Raw genomic sequence first — 14,451 nt, 5'->3', positions numbered from 1 at the left:
GATAGCTGATTGCCGGTCGTGTTGGTGACATCCACCTGCTCGAAATTGGTGAACTGGGCTAGAGCCGCGAGGTTGAACGTGCCCGCCCCGTACAACGCCAGCGTGTCATGGCCCCCGCCGCCATCCAGACTGTCCGCCGGATTGAGGGTGGTGGAAGTCGCATTCACCAGCTCGTCCGAGGCCGTGCCGACGAAGCTATCTGTCTGCGGCGTAAGATCGTTGGACATGTTAATAGCCCCTCAAACACGCGAATATCGCGGAAGGTTATCTAACGATATATACTACACGTTGTTGGCGACTCTCAGTAATGATGGCGTATTTCACGGAAGATTGTAAGAAAGTAAAAATCAAGGGAGGCAACGGGTTGCCCTTTTGAAAACTTTTCGCACCGCAAGTTGGACATTCGCTCGTCTCGCAAGAGAGCGATTGAAGAATGTCAGCGTTTGATATGGATCAGGATGTTAACGGAACCAGGTCGAGCGACATGACCATGGACCAATTCGGTTCCGTTTTTGGGAATCGAATTCCCAGATATCTGAAAATGGGAAAAGGGCTTCCACGCCCAGAGGGGCCGGGCTGTCTGGCTCACCTTGCTCTGCGGCGAGGAACGTTCTTGGCGTTATTCCCAGTAAATTCCCATAAAGACGGGAAAAATGCGGTACAGAGACCATGCAGCTCTGCACTGCGCGGTGCACCACATATTTGTCCTTTAAATTCAATGACTTAGATCATTCGATGGGCGGTGCAAATAGTGCCGACATTGCCGTGCCTTATGGCCTCGACCAACGCCCTACCATGGCGGGTGAGACCATTCTGGCCCGATAGGACGGTGCGCTAAGCCCCGGAATTCTCTGGCGTCCTGTTTGCCAGTCTGCGGAAACGATGCTCTTAAAGTGGGCGATTGCGGCCACTATGCCCCAGTGTCAGTCCTTCAGAGACGAAATCCTAGCGCTAGAACCGGCCGTTTGGATCTCGCCATTCTGCGCTGCAAATACCCACAATTCGGGATCCGCGTGCCAGGGCGATTGGCATCGATCCGTTGGGGTGGAGCGATCGGATGAGGGTGGAAGCGTCATCGCTGCGGCCGGGTTGCCCGCCTATGCCGCTATGGTTCGCGCATGGCTGGAACGGTTCAAGGCTGGGTTGAGTGCATCGGCAGGATGACCGCTACCGGGAATGCGCTCGGCTCAATGGCGTACGACTGTGAGCATCGGTCAATGTTCCAAACGAGCGACGTATTTCTATAAGATGATTGGCCACGATGAGAAGATGTTAGACCGCCACATTCTCAAGATACGCCAAAATCAGTGCTTACGTACGAACTCGGCGCGGAGAACCAGGCCTTTGATGCCTTCATAGCGGCAGTCGATTTCCTGTGGGTCGCCGGTGAGCCTGATCGATTTGATCACGGTGCCCTTGCGCAAGGTCTGGCCGGCGCCCTTGACCTTCAGATCCTTGATCGTGATGACGCTGTCGCCGTCCGCCAGAAGATTACCGGCGGAATCTCGCACTTCGATTCTGCCGGCATCCTGGGCCTTCCCTGCAGCCTCTTCTGCCGATATCCACTCACCCGAAGTTTCATCATAGACATAGTCATCATTCGTTGGAGTCATTTCAAAATCCATCTGGCTGTTGATCAATTGAGCTGTTCGGCTGCCGCTGTTGGCGCGCCCGCGATCGCTCTCGCGACGCGCAGGGCCTCGGGAAAATCACCGCAGAAGATTACACGCCGGTCTGCTGGTCCCAGAGAAACCCGCTCGAGCATCGCCATGGGTTGCGCCTGGATGCCTGAAACTATGATCTGCGTGCTTGCCGACCCGGCTTGCCGAACGATTTCCTCGATCGTCGTCACGCCGCTGGCATCGAGCAGGGGCACCCGCCGCATGCGAAGTATGATGACCTTTGGCGGAAGCCCGATCCGTCGCAGCGTGTCGAGCAATTCGTTCGCGACGCCAAAGAAAACGGGGCCTTCGATACGGAATACTTCGACCCTTGGGGGAAGCGCATCGCGCTGATGAATATCCTCCCCCGCTTCCTCGGATGATAACGCGCCGTTGCCGCTGTCGTTTGCAATCTCCACCATTTGGCTCATGCGCATCATGAAGAGCAGGGAAGCGAGCGTCACGCCAACGCCGATGGCGACCGTGAGATCGACCAGCACGGTAAGGCCGAAAGTTAGCAGCAGTAGGCTGCGATCGCCATTAGGCATGCGCAGCAACTGGATGAAGCGATGATGCTCGCTCATGCCCCACGCGACCATGAACAGGATGGCCGCGAGCGCCGCCAGGGGCACATAGGCCATAAGATCCGAGGCGAACAGGATGAACAGGAGCAGGAACAGGGCATGCATTATACCCGCCACGGGCGTGATCGCACCGGCCTTGATGTTGGTCGCCGTGCGAGCGATTGCCCCTGTCGCGGGCAAGCCGCCGAACAATGCCGACGCGATGTTCGCGACGCCCTGACCTACCAGTTCCTGATTGGATCGATGCCTTGAACCGATCATTCCATCGGCCACGACCGCAGACAGGAGCGCCTCGATCCCGGCGAGAAAGGCGATGGTGAACGCCGACGGTATAACCGCCTGAAGCTTGGCAGGAGAAAAGTCCGGGAACGCTGGGGCGGGAAGGTCGGTGGGCAGGTCCGGAAAGCGCGACCCGATCGTCTCGACCGGAAGATGCAGAAGCGCCACGGCCGCTGCGGCCAATATGACGGCGATCAGGAAGCCGGGCAAGCGTGGTGCCCATTTGCGGAGGGCTATGATCAGCCCCAGCGACCCTGCGCCCACCGCCAGCGGGACGATCCGGACGCTGTCCAGGGCAGCGAAATAGGCTCCCCATTTGGGCAGGAAATCGGCGGGCACGTGGGCCATCGACAGGCCGAGGAAATCTTTCACTTGGCTCGACGCGATGATGACCGCGATGCCTGCGGTGAAACCCGTTACCACCGGCTGCGGAATGAAGCGCACGAGGCTGCCCAGACCTAAATATCCGGCGACGATCAGCATGAGTCCCGCCATCAGTGTCGCGATAAGTAGGCCGTCATAGCCGTGTTGCGCGATCACTCCGAAAACGACGACGACGAAGGCGCCGGTCGGCCCACCGATCTGGACTCGCGAACCGCCAAGGGCCGAAATCAGGAAACCGGCTATGACAGCCGTGACCAGTCCCTTGTCAGGAGAAGCGCCGCTCGCAATCGCGAGCGCCATGGCCAGGGGTAGTGCGACGATCGCGACCGTGAGGCCGGCAACGCAATCGCGCCGCATCCGGTCGATCGAATAGCCCTCGCGCAGGACCGTGATCAACTTCGGTGTGAAAGCGATCAGTCGTCCATCAGCATGCATCATCTTCGGCCGTTTGATCGAACAGGACTGACGGTACGCGTCTGGGCTGTTGACCGGCGGTTGTTTCCTTGAGGCGGACGCCGCGCCCTGCGCCATTGCTCGGGGCATTCTCCCCGATGATCTCAATCCCTGCCGCCTCGAGCGCGTTGATCACCTTCACCAATGTATCAACCACGCTTCGCACCTGCCCATCGGATGCTTCCATCCGCTGGATCGTCGGCAGGGACACGCTCGCCAGTGCGGCGAGTTGGCGTTGATCGATACCGAGCAAGGCTCGCGCAGCCCGCATTTGCTGAGATGTGATCATGGGCATCTGTATGATATATAAAACATCAAATTACAATCTTTCATTGCATATATACGATGTGATAGATGAATAATAGCTCATACATCATCTCCCCTCTGCTCCAGATGCCGCAAAACGGTGCGGCAGATTAGCCAGAGTCTGACCTGCCGAGGGTCTCTTTATCGTGAGCAGGAGGATGGGTCAGGAAATGCGGCGGGAATGAGTGCAGGGGGAATGATGACGACCAATGAGCCCACATTTGCCGAAGCAGCCCTCCGCGACATGGTGTGACGGATCCCGCAATGGTAGTGCGATGCGCTGCTCAAGGTTATCCATGGCGGCGTCGATAGTTCGCCATTCGCATGGGCATAGCGCGCCACCATAGCTAGGGTTTGTGCCCGCTCACCTTTTGGACAGTGGGAAGATCAACGCCAGCTTGCACCAGGTGGGTGATCGCCGTGCGGCGGAAGGTGTGACGCAAAACTTCATCGGGGTTTAAGGGAGTGATGACTTATGCGATTCAGCGCATACCCGGCGTTTATGCCAAATAGAGCATAAGGCAGCGCACGACGTTGCCATTTGGCAGTCATCTATTTATATCATGCCACATGGAGATGCTTTATGGCCATGTTGCAACCCGTTGAGACGATCCCGGCCCCGTTTCGGCCGGAACCGCTCACCCAGGCAGAGGGTGGCGCGATGTTTCGTGCAGCACTCAACCTCTTCGCCAAATGGGGGGTGACGGACGAGCAGGCTGCCGTCCTGACCGATATGCCGGTGCGCAGTTTCCGTCGGTGGAAGGCGGAGGGACCGGGCCGCATCTCCCGCGACGGGCTTGCCCGGCTCTCCAACCTCATGGGTATTCACAAGGCGCTGCGCCTCATCTTTCAGGAGCCGCAACGCGGTTATGACTGGATCAAAGCACCCAATGCGGCCTTCGAGGGAGCGAGTGCGCTGGCGGTCATGCTTGGCGGCGAACTTACCGACATTATGCGGGTGCGGCGCTATCTCGACGCGGAACGGGGCGGCTGGTGACGGGAGTTGCGGTGCCGCCGGTCAACAGGGTCGAATGGGAGGGCGCGGTCAGGATCATCCGCAGCATCTATCCTCCTATCGATCTGTTCGAGGATATTGCAGACCCAGCCGACTGGCCTCTCCTCATTTCGGCCGAGCAGAAGACAAACCCACGCATCATGGCGTCGGTCGGTAACATCGACCTTGTCCCTCCGGGCCGGCGGGTCGGTGGCTTGGGGGCATCCTATCTGATGGCCTCGTTTACTCACGTCAGCCCTGACCGCCCGAGCCGATTCTCGGGCGGAAGCTACGGCGTTCTCTATGTCGCGCGAAGCTATGAAACCGCGCTGTTCGAGACGATCTATCATCATGCACGCTTCATGGCTCGGACGGCCGAGCCGGCCGGGTGGACGTCGCAATTCCGGGAGATCATCCTTAAGGTCGATGCTGCGCTGCATGATCTTCGCGGGGGATCGGATGAGTTTGGCCTTTGGCTTGATCCTCAGACCTACCAGGCGCCCCAGCAACTCGCTGCTAGTCTGCGAGGCGCAGGGTCGGACGGAATTGCCTATCCAAGCGTCCGGCAGGCAGGCGGCGAATGTGTCGCGCTTTTCTATCCAGACTGTGCCTCCAACCCCATTCAAGGCCGGCATCTCGATTATCATTGGGATGGAAAGCGGGTGGATCTTGTTCGGGATGCCGGAAGCGGCGCGGTTTTCAGGGTAGTAGAGGACTGATGGCGGGATTGGCTGTGAAATGAATGCTACCGCATCCGATCGCCATTCTCAGGCGGCCGATCTTTTGAACATGCATCCTGATTACCGCGTGCAGCGCCGCCTTGTTCCTGTCACCCACTTCCATGAGGTGAATCCGCTAACGTCCGGTCGGATCGGCGTGGTAATCGATGTGGAGACGACCGGTCTCGATCGCGAAACCGATTGCATCATCGAGTTGGCTGTGCAGGGCTTCCGGTTCGATGATCGTGGGCGGATCGTACAGGTAGGGTTGCCGCGGGTGTGGCGTGAAGATCCCGGCATCCCGATCGATCCGAAGATCACCAAACTTACCGGCCTCGCAGTAGACGACGTTGCCGGCCAGGCAATTGACGAAGAGATGGCTGTGGAAATTCTTTCGTCCGCCGACATCATCATTGCTCACAATGCCGCGTTCGACAGGCCGTTTATTGATCGGCGTCTGCCGGCCATTGCCGACAAGCCCTGGGCCTGCTCGATGGCTGAACTGGATTGGCTTGAGCTCGGGTTCGAGGGGCGTGCCCTCGCGCATCTCGTCGCGCAATGCGGTTGGTTCTATGAAGGGCACAGGGCCGAAAACGATATTCTTGCGCTTCTGTATCTGCTCTCCCACGGATTATCCGACGGAACGACGATCCTGTCGAAGCTCATCGAGTGCTCAGAACGGCCGACATATCGGGTGAATGCCATCGATGCGCCTTTTGATGCCAAGGATCGGTTGAAGGCACGGGGCTATCGCTGGGACGCAGCCATGCGTTTCTGGTGGAAGAGCGTCGGCCAGGACGAGAGTGATGTCGAACGCGCCTGGCTGAATAGCGATGTCTATGCTGGATATGGTGAGCCAGCATTCATCCCCGTAACGGCCTGCGAACGGCATCGATGAATTTTTCGGCACGCGATCGAATCGCGGCGGCGGCTGCGGTTCAAGGGGGACGCTCCAAAACGCTTACAGAGTTCGATTTCACCTCGCCAAGCGGTCTTGGCGCGAAAAGCAGCAAGGCTCGCGGTTGGCAATTCGATGGCCTGTTCTGACCGGTCAGGCGACCGTCCGGTTCGGGGCCGGGTTGCGGGAAAGCTGACGCTGACTTGGGGTCGGCTGCCGACCAACATCGCCGTTCCGACGACGCATTCGGAACGACAGCTCACGCCGGAAGCGGACGATCGGCAGCTGCGCCGATGCTCGTCACTCGCCACGACCATCGAGGCTGGTGCCCGCTGCGTCAGGCCCCATCAGCGATGATCGCAGCCGCGTTGATGGCCGAGACGCATCGCGGCTCGGCGACCCCGCCGCGAGAGCGCGGTCGTGCGCCCGTCGCACGAGGCGCGGCAATGCCTCTGTCCCGACCGACGAAGGAAAATGGCGGACCGGCCGGCTGGCCGCACCGGTGAACGGCGTACCTTCGCAGGTGCAGCGCCGGCGATCAGGTCAGCAGGACGGGTGCCCCCCATGACAGGATGCTGCCGATCTGAGCGTGTTGGTGCCGGATGCGATCGTGGAGGCCGGATCGCCGCCGAGCAGGGCGACGAGCTCGTCGCACAAGGATCCCGGCTGCGCGAGCCCGCGCACGGAGCTGCGATAGGCATCGGCCACAGGAACTCGGGCCAGTTCGAGCGCCAGCTTCGCGCCGAAGGCAAGGCCCGTGTACATGCCGATCGGCCACAAGTGGGCGATCACCTGCTGTTCGGGCGTGGTCAATTCGTGGGAGAATCCGATCCTTGCGGTGCCGCCGTGGACTTGGATCGCCGCCCCGCTGCAGACGTTGAGCACGAGTAGGCGCCGGCCGCCACCGGCGGGGATCCGGCGCAGCGCCTCGGCGCCGACGAGCCCCTCGCTGATCGCGAGGCCGCTCTCGTCCAGCCGGTAGGGCGAATGCTCGCCGTGGCCGATGACCCACAGCAGGTCTGCCTCCGCCTGCTCATAGAAGCGGACGAACGCCTCGGGGTCATCCCCATCCGTCCCGATCTCCAGGTGCCACCCGGCCTGGGCCGCGACGCGCTCGAGTGCCTCGACCTCGAAGCCCGCGTGCATCGTCGAGCCGGGCCAGATGGCGACGCGCCGGATCGGCCGGTCGGGCGGCGCCTGGCGCAGGCTCACCTCCTGCGCCACGGCTGCGTCCGTCTCCAGTGCGACCAGTGCGCCGATCGGGACCGGGAGCGCGGGGATGGCGAGCAGTGAGCGTGCGGCCGTGCCTTGGGGGAGCGCATTGCGAAGCCTTCCCGGTCCGAAATGGGCGCGGACCGCTGCCTCGAATTCCTGGCCCGCCGCCTCGTTAGGCTGGCCGAGCCGGTCATGGGCGATGGCGGGGAACTGGTCGCCCATGCCGCCGACGCGATGGAAGTCGCGCTGGGCCAACGATGCCGCTGCCATCATCCGGTCGAAGCTACCGATGCCGTCCTCTCGCCGGATGACTAGGCGACCGCCGGGCCATAGATAGCCGACACCATGGCGGTGGGCGGTCGCCACCACGAGGACATCGCCGTCGCAGTCGCGACCGCCGGCGGGTGCATACCAAGCACCTAGGAGATCGAGGAAATCGTCGACGGTGCCATGCTCCGTTAGCGTGTAGGGCGGCCGACACGTCGTTTGGTGCTCGGTTCATCCATCTTTCGCACCGGTGCGCGGCGCAAAATCGGCAGCAAAGCGGATGTCTGTTGACAAATTACACATTGAGATGTAATTCCTTGATAGCGAGTCTACGAACGAGCAAGATTCAAGGAGAGACGGGATGCACGCGCCTGTGCTGGACACCGATTCAAAAATTGACGCCGCCATTGATGCGCTGAATCCTACGATGGCGCTGATGGCGCTAATTCAGATCACTGGCGACCGTACGCTGCTGAACCATTATTGGAACGCCATCGACGGCCGCCAGGAAGAGCTGATCGAGACCTTTGTCGATATCCACGCGCATGAAGAGCGCCCGACGATCGATCCTGCAGTGGCGACTGAGATCCGCGACCGGCTCCGTGCGGCGGTGAAGGCGGAAAAGCCCGCCGTGATGCCGCAGATCGACATGCCGATGTTTCGCAGGATGAGCCGCCTGCTGCTGGGTAATGACCTGCCCGAAATGTCGGTGGACGTTGCCTTCCAGCATGCCGGGTTCACCACCGATACACGCGTGCGCAAGGCTAAGGACGTGCCCCCGGCCGATTTCAAAGTGCTGGTCGTGGGCGCAGGCATGATGGGCATCAACGCCGCGATCAAGCTGCAGCAGGCGGGTTTCGACTTCACGGTGCTGGAGGCGCTGGACAAGGTCGGCGGCAACTGGCTGACCAACACCTATCCGGGCGCTGCGGTCGATACGCCCAGCCGCATCTATTCCTTCTCCTTCGAACCCAATGCGTCCTGGACCCAATTCTATCCGCGCGGTCCTGAATTCCTGTCTTACCTCGACCGCGTCACCGACAAATATAATCTGCGCGACCGTATCCAGTTCGGAACCTGGGTCGAAGGCGCGGAGTGGGACGAGGCGCGCAAGATTTGGACCGTGAAGGCGGTACGGAACGGCAAGGCCGAAACCTATGAGTGCAACGTGCTCATCATGGCAGTGGGACCGAACAACAATCCCAACTATTCCAAGGTCAAGAATCTGGACTCGTTCAAGGGTCCGGTGATCCACTCCGCCGCCTGGGATCATAGCGTCGACCTCACCGGCAAGAAGGTCGTGCTGGTCGGCACCGGCTGTTCGGGCGTGCAGGTCGCGACCGCGATCGCCGACAATGTCGGGGAGCTAATTATCGTCCAGCGCCAGCCCGAACATATCATCCCCAATCCGCAGGCGCATGCGCCCGTGGGCGAACTGGAACGCTGGGCGATGGAGTATATCCCCTTCGTGGCGCAGTGGAAGCGGCTGCAGAGCCTGCACAGCCAGATGCGCGACATGCACGGCATGATCATGAAGGACGAGGAATATGCCGCCAAAACCGGCGGCTTCGGTCCGATCAACGACGGCATGCGGATGATGTGCGAGGGCTATCTGAAGAGCCATTTCCCCGACAATCCGGAGATGGTCGAGCTGCTGACGCCCAATTTCCCGGTCTTCGCCAAGCGCCCGATCCTGGACTGCGGCTTCTACGACACACTAAAGAAGCCCAATGTTTCGATCGTGCGCGGTGAATTGGCGGAAGCCGATGAGAGCGCGGTGATCCTGGCCGACGGCACGCGCATCGAATGCGACGTATTGCTGCTGTCGACCGGCTACAATCTCCATTTCGGACGCCAGTTCGACATTCGTGGAACCGGCGGCAAGACGCTGAAGGACGCGTTCGATCCGCATCCCTTCTCCTATGAAGGCATGCTGATCACGGGCTTTCCGAACTTCGTCTTCATGGGCGCGCCCTACAGCTATCTGGTCGCCAATCATGCGGTCGTCAGTGAGCAGCAGGTCCATTATATCGTCGAACTTCTGCAATGGATGGTGGACGATCATCTGTCGTCCTTCGACGTCTCGCAGCAGGCGACGCAGGCGTTCATCGACGATGTCGATACGAAGCTGGCGAAGACCGCATGGGTTCAGTGCGGCAGCGCCCATGGCTATTATCGCGACAAGGGCGCGCATGGGCAGAAGAAGGTGATCCTGGCCATCCCGCGCCATAATTCGCGCATCTGGCACGATCTGCGTAGTCCACGCGAAGAGGATTTCAACGTCACGCGCAAGGACGGGGACGCCCCGGTTGCGCAGCGCGACATGGAAACGTTGACGATTTGATCCGCTCAGGGTGGCTTTTGGGCCTCTAGGCCGGCCACCCTCCTTCTTTTGCGGTGACAGCTGCAAGATATTGGAGACACAGATTATGCTTCGCGATCTCGCCGAAAATTTCCGTCCGGTTGCTCCGCCCCAGCTGATCGACGACGCCTATAGCAACGATCAGCACGCAAGGCTGTTGCAGGTCGTGCGGGACAACGGCCCATGGCCGCTGATCCTGGCGGAGAATTTCAAGACGCCGGAAGAGGTGATCGCCACCACGTCCGGCACCATTCCCGAAGGCGTCAAGCTGACTTGGGACATGATCGGGCTCAACCCCGTGTTCCGCGGCTATCTGGCGCAAGGCGGCACCTGCTTCTATCCCGAGATCGAGGACTGCTATTATAACAGCCGCTTCCTGGACCTCGTCCGCAAATATTGGAACTGCCAATATGCGGAGCCCGAGACCTTCCTGTTCAACATCCAGGGTCCGACGCCAATCGGCGGCCCGCCGCATCTGGACGGCACCGTTTTTCGGGGCCTCACGATGGAAAATACGCCGCTTTGGCTGCTGCTGACCATGGCCAAGTCCTGCCTGTTCGATCGCTGGCGGTCGAAGAAAGGTCAAGTCATCGCCTGGTATTATAAAGGCAAGGTTGGTGGCGGGTTCAATTGTTGGCCGAACGGCCCAAGCGGCGAGCCATTTCAGATCAACGCACCCATGTGGGGCCGGGCCGTGGTCGTCGAAAATGAGATGATGTTCCACCATGGTCAGGCCACCGGCCCGGCAGCCCTGCGCAAGCCGCAGGGCATGGACATCAGCTCCACTTTCGGCGCGGATCCGCAAGATCCGACTGGCTGGCAGATCGAAACCTTCGGCAAGGTCAATCAGAAGGTGCCGGAGCGGGAAATGCGCTTTCTCGTCCATTGGGGCGCGCGCCTGTTCAAGGACCTGGACGATTTCAAGCTGACCTACGACCACCGCGACGACATCACGCATGAGATGGCGATCAACATGCTGATCGATGACATGAAGAAGCGTGGCGTCGAGTTCGAAGTACCGACGGACCCGTTGCACGACAATGCGTTCGTCGGTCTGCTCGCCAGGGTCTATGACATCGGCGGGCCGGCCAATATCCCGCCAGACGCGCTGGACGAAGCTGCCTGAAGGCGGCTCCGATCCATCATGTCGTTGAAATATTCACGTGAAGAATGACCTTCGACCTGAAGGCTATTTGCAGATGCTGACAATCCGCGGCTTCGATCAGGCGATCACCCGGTAGGGACCCGAGGATAGGTGCCGGACGCGCCAGCATCGGGCAGAAATTGGTGATCGTCGGCGCTTGCATGGCGCTCAAGAGGGGCGACAGTTCAGCGAAGGCGACAATGATCATATTGCGCGAAATTTGAAAAACTGGAGAGTGTAATGGCAAGCCAAATACCGCACGCGAAAACACAAGATACCGACTTCATGTTCACCAAGCTTCAGGTAAAAGACCTCGAAGGCGCAGTTGCGTTTTACAGCTCTGTGATCGGCCTTGTCGAAATGAACCGTGTCGAAGCTGAAATCGTAGGACGCAAAGTCAGTGAAGTCGTGTTCATGCCGACCTATGCTGGCGGTCCCTTGTTCATCCTTGCCCAGTTCCACGACACCGGGACTCCGGCTGCTAACGAACTGATCCTTGGCCTCGCAACTAAGGACATCGCCGGTTTGATCGAACGGGCGGAGGCCGCTGGCGCACGTGTGCTTGAGCCTGCGCGGGAGGTGCCTGGGATGGGCGGAATGCAAGTAGCGTTCATCGCCGATCCAGAGGGGCATGTCCTGCAACTCAGCCAAATAGGCGGCTGACCAGTCAGTCGCAGATCATCGGGAGCCGCAGAGAAACCTATCGACGTCAAGGGGGCGGTAGGGCTCCTGTTCTGGATAGATGGAACAGCCTCTAAACGGCTTGATCCAAAAGCTCCTCCACAACATTCGTGACGATAGAGATCGGCCATAACACCGACGTTTAGGAGAGATAATGTCATGTTCAATCCTATCCACAGCGGCGGAGAGCCTGCCGTCCGCCTGGAAGCTGTCATCGGTGATCTTGACCCGATCGTGGCGTTGCTTAGCTTAATCCACATAACCGGCGATAGGCAGTTGCTTCATCGATATGGTCCGCTCCTCGAAGGAACGGAGGACCAAAAGCGCGCCGCCTTCGTCAATCTCGGCAGTCGCGAGCATAAGCAGGCCGATCCGGCTGTAGTCGCCGAAATTCGCGCTATGCTGGCCCAGGAAATGGCGCGCTCGCCGGAACCGCTGATGAGGGAACCGGATCCCGCGCTATTTCGTGATATGTTGAAGCTGGCCTTGGGTCAGGAGTTGCCCGAAGCGTCGATCGAGCCGGCGCGCCATCATGGCGGATTCGTCACTGATACGCGTGTCCACAAGCCGGAAGTTGCGCCGCCTGCCGATTTCAACGTGTTGGTGATCGGCGGCGGGATGCACGGGATCAACGCTGCAGTAAAGCTGAAGCAAGCCGGTTTTTCCTATACGGTTCTGGAAAGTCGGCATGAGATTGGCGGCACCTGGTCCGTGAACCGCTATCCGGGCGCTGCCGTGGATACACCCAGTGTGCAATATTCCTATTCCTTCGACCCCAATCCGTCCTGGACCAAATTCTACCCGATGAAGGATGAGTTCCTCCAATATCTAGAGCGGGTCGCCGACAAGCATCGTATCCGGCCGCACGTCCACCTCAATACGACAATGCAATCGGCCGACTGGGACGAGGCGCGGCAGCTTTGGATCGTCAAGGCCATCCGGGACGGAGAGGCTGTTACCTATGAGGCGAATGCCGTCATCCTGAGTGTTGGCGTGCTATCCCGCCCGCGCTGGCCGGACGTCCGGGGTCGTGACAGGTTCAATGGGCCGGTGCTCCATTCTGCCGCTTGGGACGAAGACGTTGATCTGACAGGCAAGCGCGTCGTGATCGTGGGTACCGGCTGCAGCGGCGTACAGCTTACCCGCGCCATATCCGAATTTGCGGGTCATGTTACCACGGTACAGCGCCAGCCCGACTATATCATTCCCAATCCGCAGGCGCTCGCGCCCGTGCCCGAGTTGGAACGCTTGGCGATGGAGCGTATTCCTTATGTCACGCAGTGGAAGCGGATGCAGAGCCTTGCCAGCCAGATGATGGACATGCGCGGCATGATGGGATTCGACAAGGAGTGGAACGAGAAGACCGGCGGATTCGGTCCGCTCAACGATGCCGTCACGAAGATGAGCCTCGATTATCTCAAGAGCCATTTCCCCGATGATCCGGAAATGGTACGGAAACTTACCCCTCCTTATCCTCTCTATGCCAAGCGGCCGATCCTCGATTGCGGCTATTATGATGCGCTCAAGCGCCCGAACGTCGATCTTATAGAGGGGCAGCTGGCGGGCTTCGAGGAGGATGCCGTCATATTGGCTGACGGGACACGCATCGAATGTGATGCTGTCGTACTCGCGACAGGCTTCCATCTGGACTGGTATAGCAACATGCATTTCGCAGGACGGGACGGCAGGACGCTGAAGGAAACCTTCACACCCTACCCCTATGCCTATGAAGGCATCACCGTGCCGGGGTTCCCCAACCTGTTCATCACCCATGGGCCGAACTGCAACCTCACCGCTAATGCGGCGGTCATAGGCGAGCAACAGGTGCATTATATCGTTGAGCTGTTGCAGACGATGATCGATGAGGACATCGCGGCTGTAGAACCAGATGTCGAGGCCACACGCGCCTATAATGACTGGACGCAGGAGAAGCTGCTAGACACGGCCTGGTATCGCAAGGGTAGTGCGCACGGCTATTACCGCCACGACGATAGCGGTCGCATCGTCATCGCGACGCCGCGTCACAACTCCACGGTCTGGCATGCGATGCGCCAACCCGAAATGGAGCATTTCGTCCTTACATATCGGCCGAACGTCGAAAAGCGTGCGCCGCGCCCCATGTCGCTGCTGTCAATCTGAACGATCGTAATCCCTTCGCCCTTATTCATGTAGAAGCGCTGCCAGTGGCCCCGAGCCATGGCAGCGGATCGTTGCTGAGCACTTCAAGTCGCCCGAAGAGGTGAATGGTATCCGCCTCTGACGCCGTGCCAGAAGGCTTTAAACCGACGGGGATATGTCCCTGAGTTCTATATATTGGGGATGTCCGCGAAGCGCGGCGTTGTGCTCTATTCCGAGATCTAAGATTGTTTCTATAACAAGAATTCCTGGATCTGGTTCGCCCTATTGGGGCGCGATATGCCAGTCCTAAGCAGAATGGTGTTCAATAGCGTCGGCATCATATCCATGCTGGGCGCCGATCCTGACGGCACTCGCCGATGACAGAT

General features: G+C 59.6%; 15 protein-coding genes. 8 read left to right on the top strand and 7 right to left on the bottom strand.

The features are described from left to right. From ACFO3E_RS01760 to ACFO3E_RS01740, 5 genes are all read right to left on the bottom strand, one after another. A partial coding sequence (locus ACFO3E_RS01760; RefSeq protein WP_380801966.1) for a hypothetical protein occupies positions 1-227 on the bottom strand: 227 nt, incomplete at its 3' end. Between the two features lie 1,077 nt (positions 228-1,304). Further along, on the bottom strand, positions 1,305-1,613 hold the full coding sequence (locus tag ACFO3E_RS01755) for an alkylphosphonate utilization protein (RefSeq protein ID WP_380801987.1): 309 nt from the start codon (positions 1,611-1,613) through the stop codon (positions 1,305-1,307). 23 nt (positions 1,614-1,636) lie between these two features. Further along, positions 1,637-3,346 carry a SulP family inorganic anion transporter gene (locus tag ACFO3E_RS01750; RefSeq protein ID WP_380801963.1) on the bottom strand — a complete coding sequence of 570 codons (1,710 nt, stop codon included), beginning with the start codon at positions 3,344-3,346 and terminating at the stop codon, positions 1,637-1,639. Beyond that, positions 3,333-3,650, bottom strand: coding sequence for a helix-turn-helix domain-containing protein (locus tag ACFO3E_RS01745; protein WP_066528848.1), 318 nt, complete (start codon positions 3,648-3,650; stop codon positions 3,333-3,335). Before ACFO3E_RS01745 ends, ACFO3E_RS01750 begins: the two co-directional genes overlap by 14 nt. Positions 3,651-4,014: 364 nt before the next feature. Further along, positions 4,015-4,071, bottom strand: a complete 57-nt coding sequence (locus tag ACFO3E_RS01740) for a hypothetical protein (protein ID WP_237234885.1) — start codon at positions 4,069-4,071, stop codon at positions 4,015-4,017. Between the two features lie 179 nt (positions 4,072-4,250). On the opposite strand from ACFO3E_RS01740, the gene ACFO3E_RS01735 reads away from it, so the two are divergent. The 4 genes from ACFO3E_RS01735 to ACFO3E_RS01720 all read left to right on the top strand — a co-directional run bounded on the left by ACFO3E_RS01735 (position 4,251) and on the right by ACFO3E_RS01720 (position 6,635). Further along, the gene (locus tag ACFO3E_RS01735) at positions 4,251-4,664 is read left to right on the top strand and encodes an MbcA/ParS/Xre antitoxin family protein (protein WP_066525558.1); all 414 of its coding nucleotides are present in this window, start codon (positions 4,251-4,253) and stop codon (positions 4,662-4,664) included. Beyond that, on the top strand, positions 4,661-5,380 hold the full coding sequence (locus ACFO3E_RS01730; protein WP_380801960.1) for an RES family NAD+ phosphorylase: 720 nt from the start codon (positions 4,661-4,663) through the stop codon (positions 5,378-5,380). The genes ACFO3E_RS01735 and ACFO3E_RS01730 overlap by 4 nt, the downstream gene beginning before the upstream one ends. A 19-nt stretch (positions 5,381-5,399) precedes the next feature. Then, positions 5,400-6,278, top strand: a complete 879-nt coding sequence (locus tag ACFO3E_RS01725) for a 3'-5' exonuclease (RefSeq protein ID WP_380801957.1) — start codon at positions 5,400-5,402, stop codon at positions 6,276-6,278. Between the two features lie 135 nt (positions 6,279-6,413). Further along, positions 6,414-6,635 carry a hypothetical protein gene (locus tag ACFO3E_RS01720; RefSeq protein WP_380801954.1) on the top strand — a complete coding sequence of 74 codons (222 nt, stop codon included), beginning with the start codon at positions 6,414-6,416 and terminating at the stop codon, positions 6,633-6,635. 186 nt (positions 6,636-6,821) lie between these two features. On the opposite strand, the gene ACFO3E_RS01715 is transcribed toward ACFO3E_RS01720, so the two are convergent. After that, positions 6,822-7,859, bottom strand: coding sequence for a CHAT domain-containing protein (locus ACFO3E_RS01715; protein ID WP_380801951.1), 1,038 nt, complete (start codon positions 7,857-7,859; stop codon positions 6,822-6,824). Between the two features lie 262 nt (positions 7,860-8,121). On the opposite strand from ACFO3E_RS01715, the gene ACFO3E_RS01710 reads away from it, so the two are divergent. Beyond that, positions 8,122-10,104 (top strand): NAD(P)/FAD-dependent oxidoreductase, encoded by a 1,983-nt coding sequence (locus ACFO3E_RS01710; protein ID WP_380801948.1) that lies wholly within the window; start codon positions 8,122-8,124, stop codon positions 10,102-10,104. Between the two features lie 85 nt (positions 10,105-10,189). Next, positions 10,190-11,248: a hypothetical protein gene (locus ACFO3E_RS01705; protein WP_066525543.1), complete on the top strand. Its 1,059-nt coding sequence runs from the start codon at positions 10,190-10,192 to the stop codon at positions 11,246-11,248. 16 nt (positions 11,249-11,264) lie between these two features. On the opposite strand, the gene ACFO3E_RS01700 is transcribed toward ACFO3E_RS01705, so the two are convergent. Further along, a complete protein-coding gene (locus ACFO3E_RS01700) occupies positions 11,265-11,474 on the bottom strand; it encodes a hypothetical protein (protein ID WP_066525541.1) in 210 nt (69 codons plus the stop codon). A 32-nt stretch (positions 11,475-11,506) separates the two neighbouring features. Between ACFO3E_RS01700 and ACFO3E_RS01695 the strand changes: the two genes are divergently transcribed. Together ACFO3E_RS01695 and ACFO3E_RS01690 are read left to right on the top strand one after the other, a co-directional pair. After that, the gene (locus ACFO3E_RS01695) at positions 11,507-11,929 is read left to right on the top strand and encodes a VOC family protein (protein ID WP_066525539.1); all 423 of its coding nucleotides are present in this window, start codon (positions 11,507-11,509) and stop codon (positions 11,927-11,929) included. 177 nt (positions 11,930-12,106) lie between these two features. Continuing rightward, on the top strand, positions 12,107-14,086 hold the full coding sequence (locus ACFO3E_RS01690) for a flavin-containing monooxygenase (protein ID WP_066525536.1): 1,980 nt from the start codon (positions 12,107-12,109) through the stop codon (positions 14,084-14,086). Positions 14,087-14,451 lie beyond the last annotated feature (365 nt).

This window comes from Sphingobium tyrosinilyticum (assembly GCF_042654265.1).
In the GTDB taxonomy this organism is placed as follows: Bacteria; Pseudomonadota; Alphaproteobacteria; order Sphingomonadales; family Sphingomonadaceae; genus Sphingobium; species Sphingobium tyrosinilyticum.
The sequence above is the reverse complement of the archived record's forward strand: the minus strand, read 5'-3'. Positions and strand labels throughout refer to the sequence as shown.

What these genes read in the sequence shown, in the direction of transcription:
- ACFO3E_RS01690 (WP_066525536.1), top strand. Translation starts at nt 12,107, where the DNA reads ATGTTCAATCCTATCCACAGCGGCGGAGAGCCTGCCGTCCGCCTGGAA.
- ACFO3E_RS01705 (WP_066525543.1), top strand. Translation starts at nt 10,190, where the DNA reads ATGCTTCGCGATCTCGCCGAAAATTTCCGTCCGGTTGCTCCGCCCCAG.
- ACFO3E_RS01745 (WP_066528848.1), bottom strand. Translation starts at nt 3,650, where the DNA reads ATGATCACATCTCAGCAAATGCGGGCTGCGCGAGCCTTGCTCGGTATC.
- ACFO3E_RS01755 (WP_380801987.1), bottom strand. Translation starts at nt 1,613, where the DNA reads ATGACTCCAACGAATGATGACTATGTCTATGATGAAACTTCGGGTGAG.
- ACFO3E_RS01695 (WP_066525539.1), top strand. Translation starts at nt 11,507, where the DNA reads ATGGCAAGCCAAATACCGCACGCGAAAACACAAGATACCGACTTCATG.
- ACFO3E_RS01735 (WP_066525558.1), top strand. Translation starts at nt 4,251, where the DNA reads ATGGCCATGTTGCAACCCGTTGAGACGATCCCGGCCCCGTTTCGGCCG.
- ACFO3E_RS01725 (WP_380801957.1), top strand. Translation starts at nt 5,400, where the DNA reads ATGAATGCTACCGCATCCGATCGCCATTCTCAGGCGGCCGATCTTTTG.
- ACFO3E_RS01710 (WP_380801948.1), top strand. Translation starts at nt 8,122, where the DNA reads ATGCACGCGCCTGTGCTGGACACCGATTCAAAAATTGACGCCGCCATT.
- ACFO3E_RS01750 (WP_380801963.1), bottom strand. Translation starts at nt 3,346, where the DNA reads ATGATGCATGCTGATGGACGACTGATCGCTTTCACACCGAAGTTGATC.
- ACFO3E_RS01700 (WP_066525541.1), bottom strand. Translation starts at nt 11,474, where the DNA reads ATGATCATTGTCGCCTTCGCTGAACTGTCGCCCCTCTTGAGCGCCATG.
- ACFO3E_RS01720 (WP_380801954.1), top strand. Translation starts at nt 6,414, where the DNA reads ATGGCCTGTTCTGACCGGTCAGGCGACCGTCCGGTTCGGGGCCGGGTT.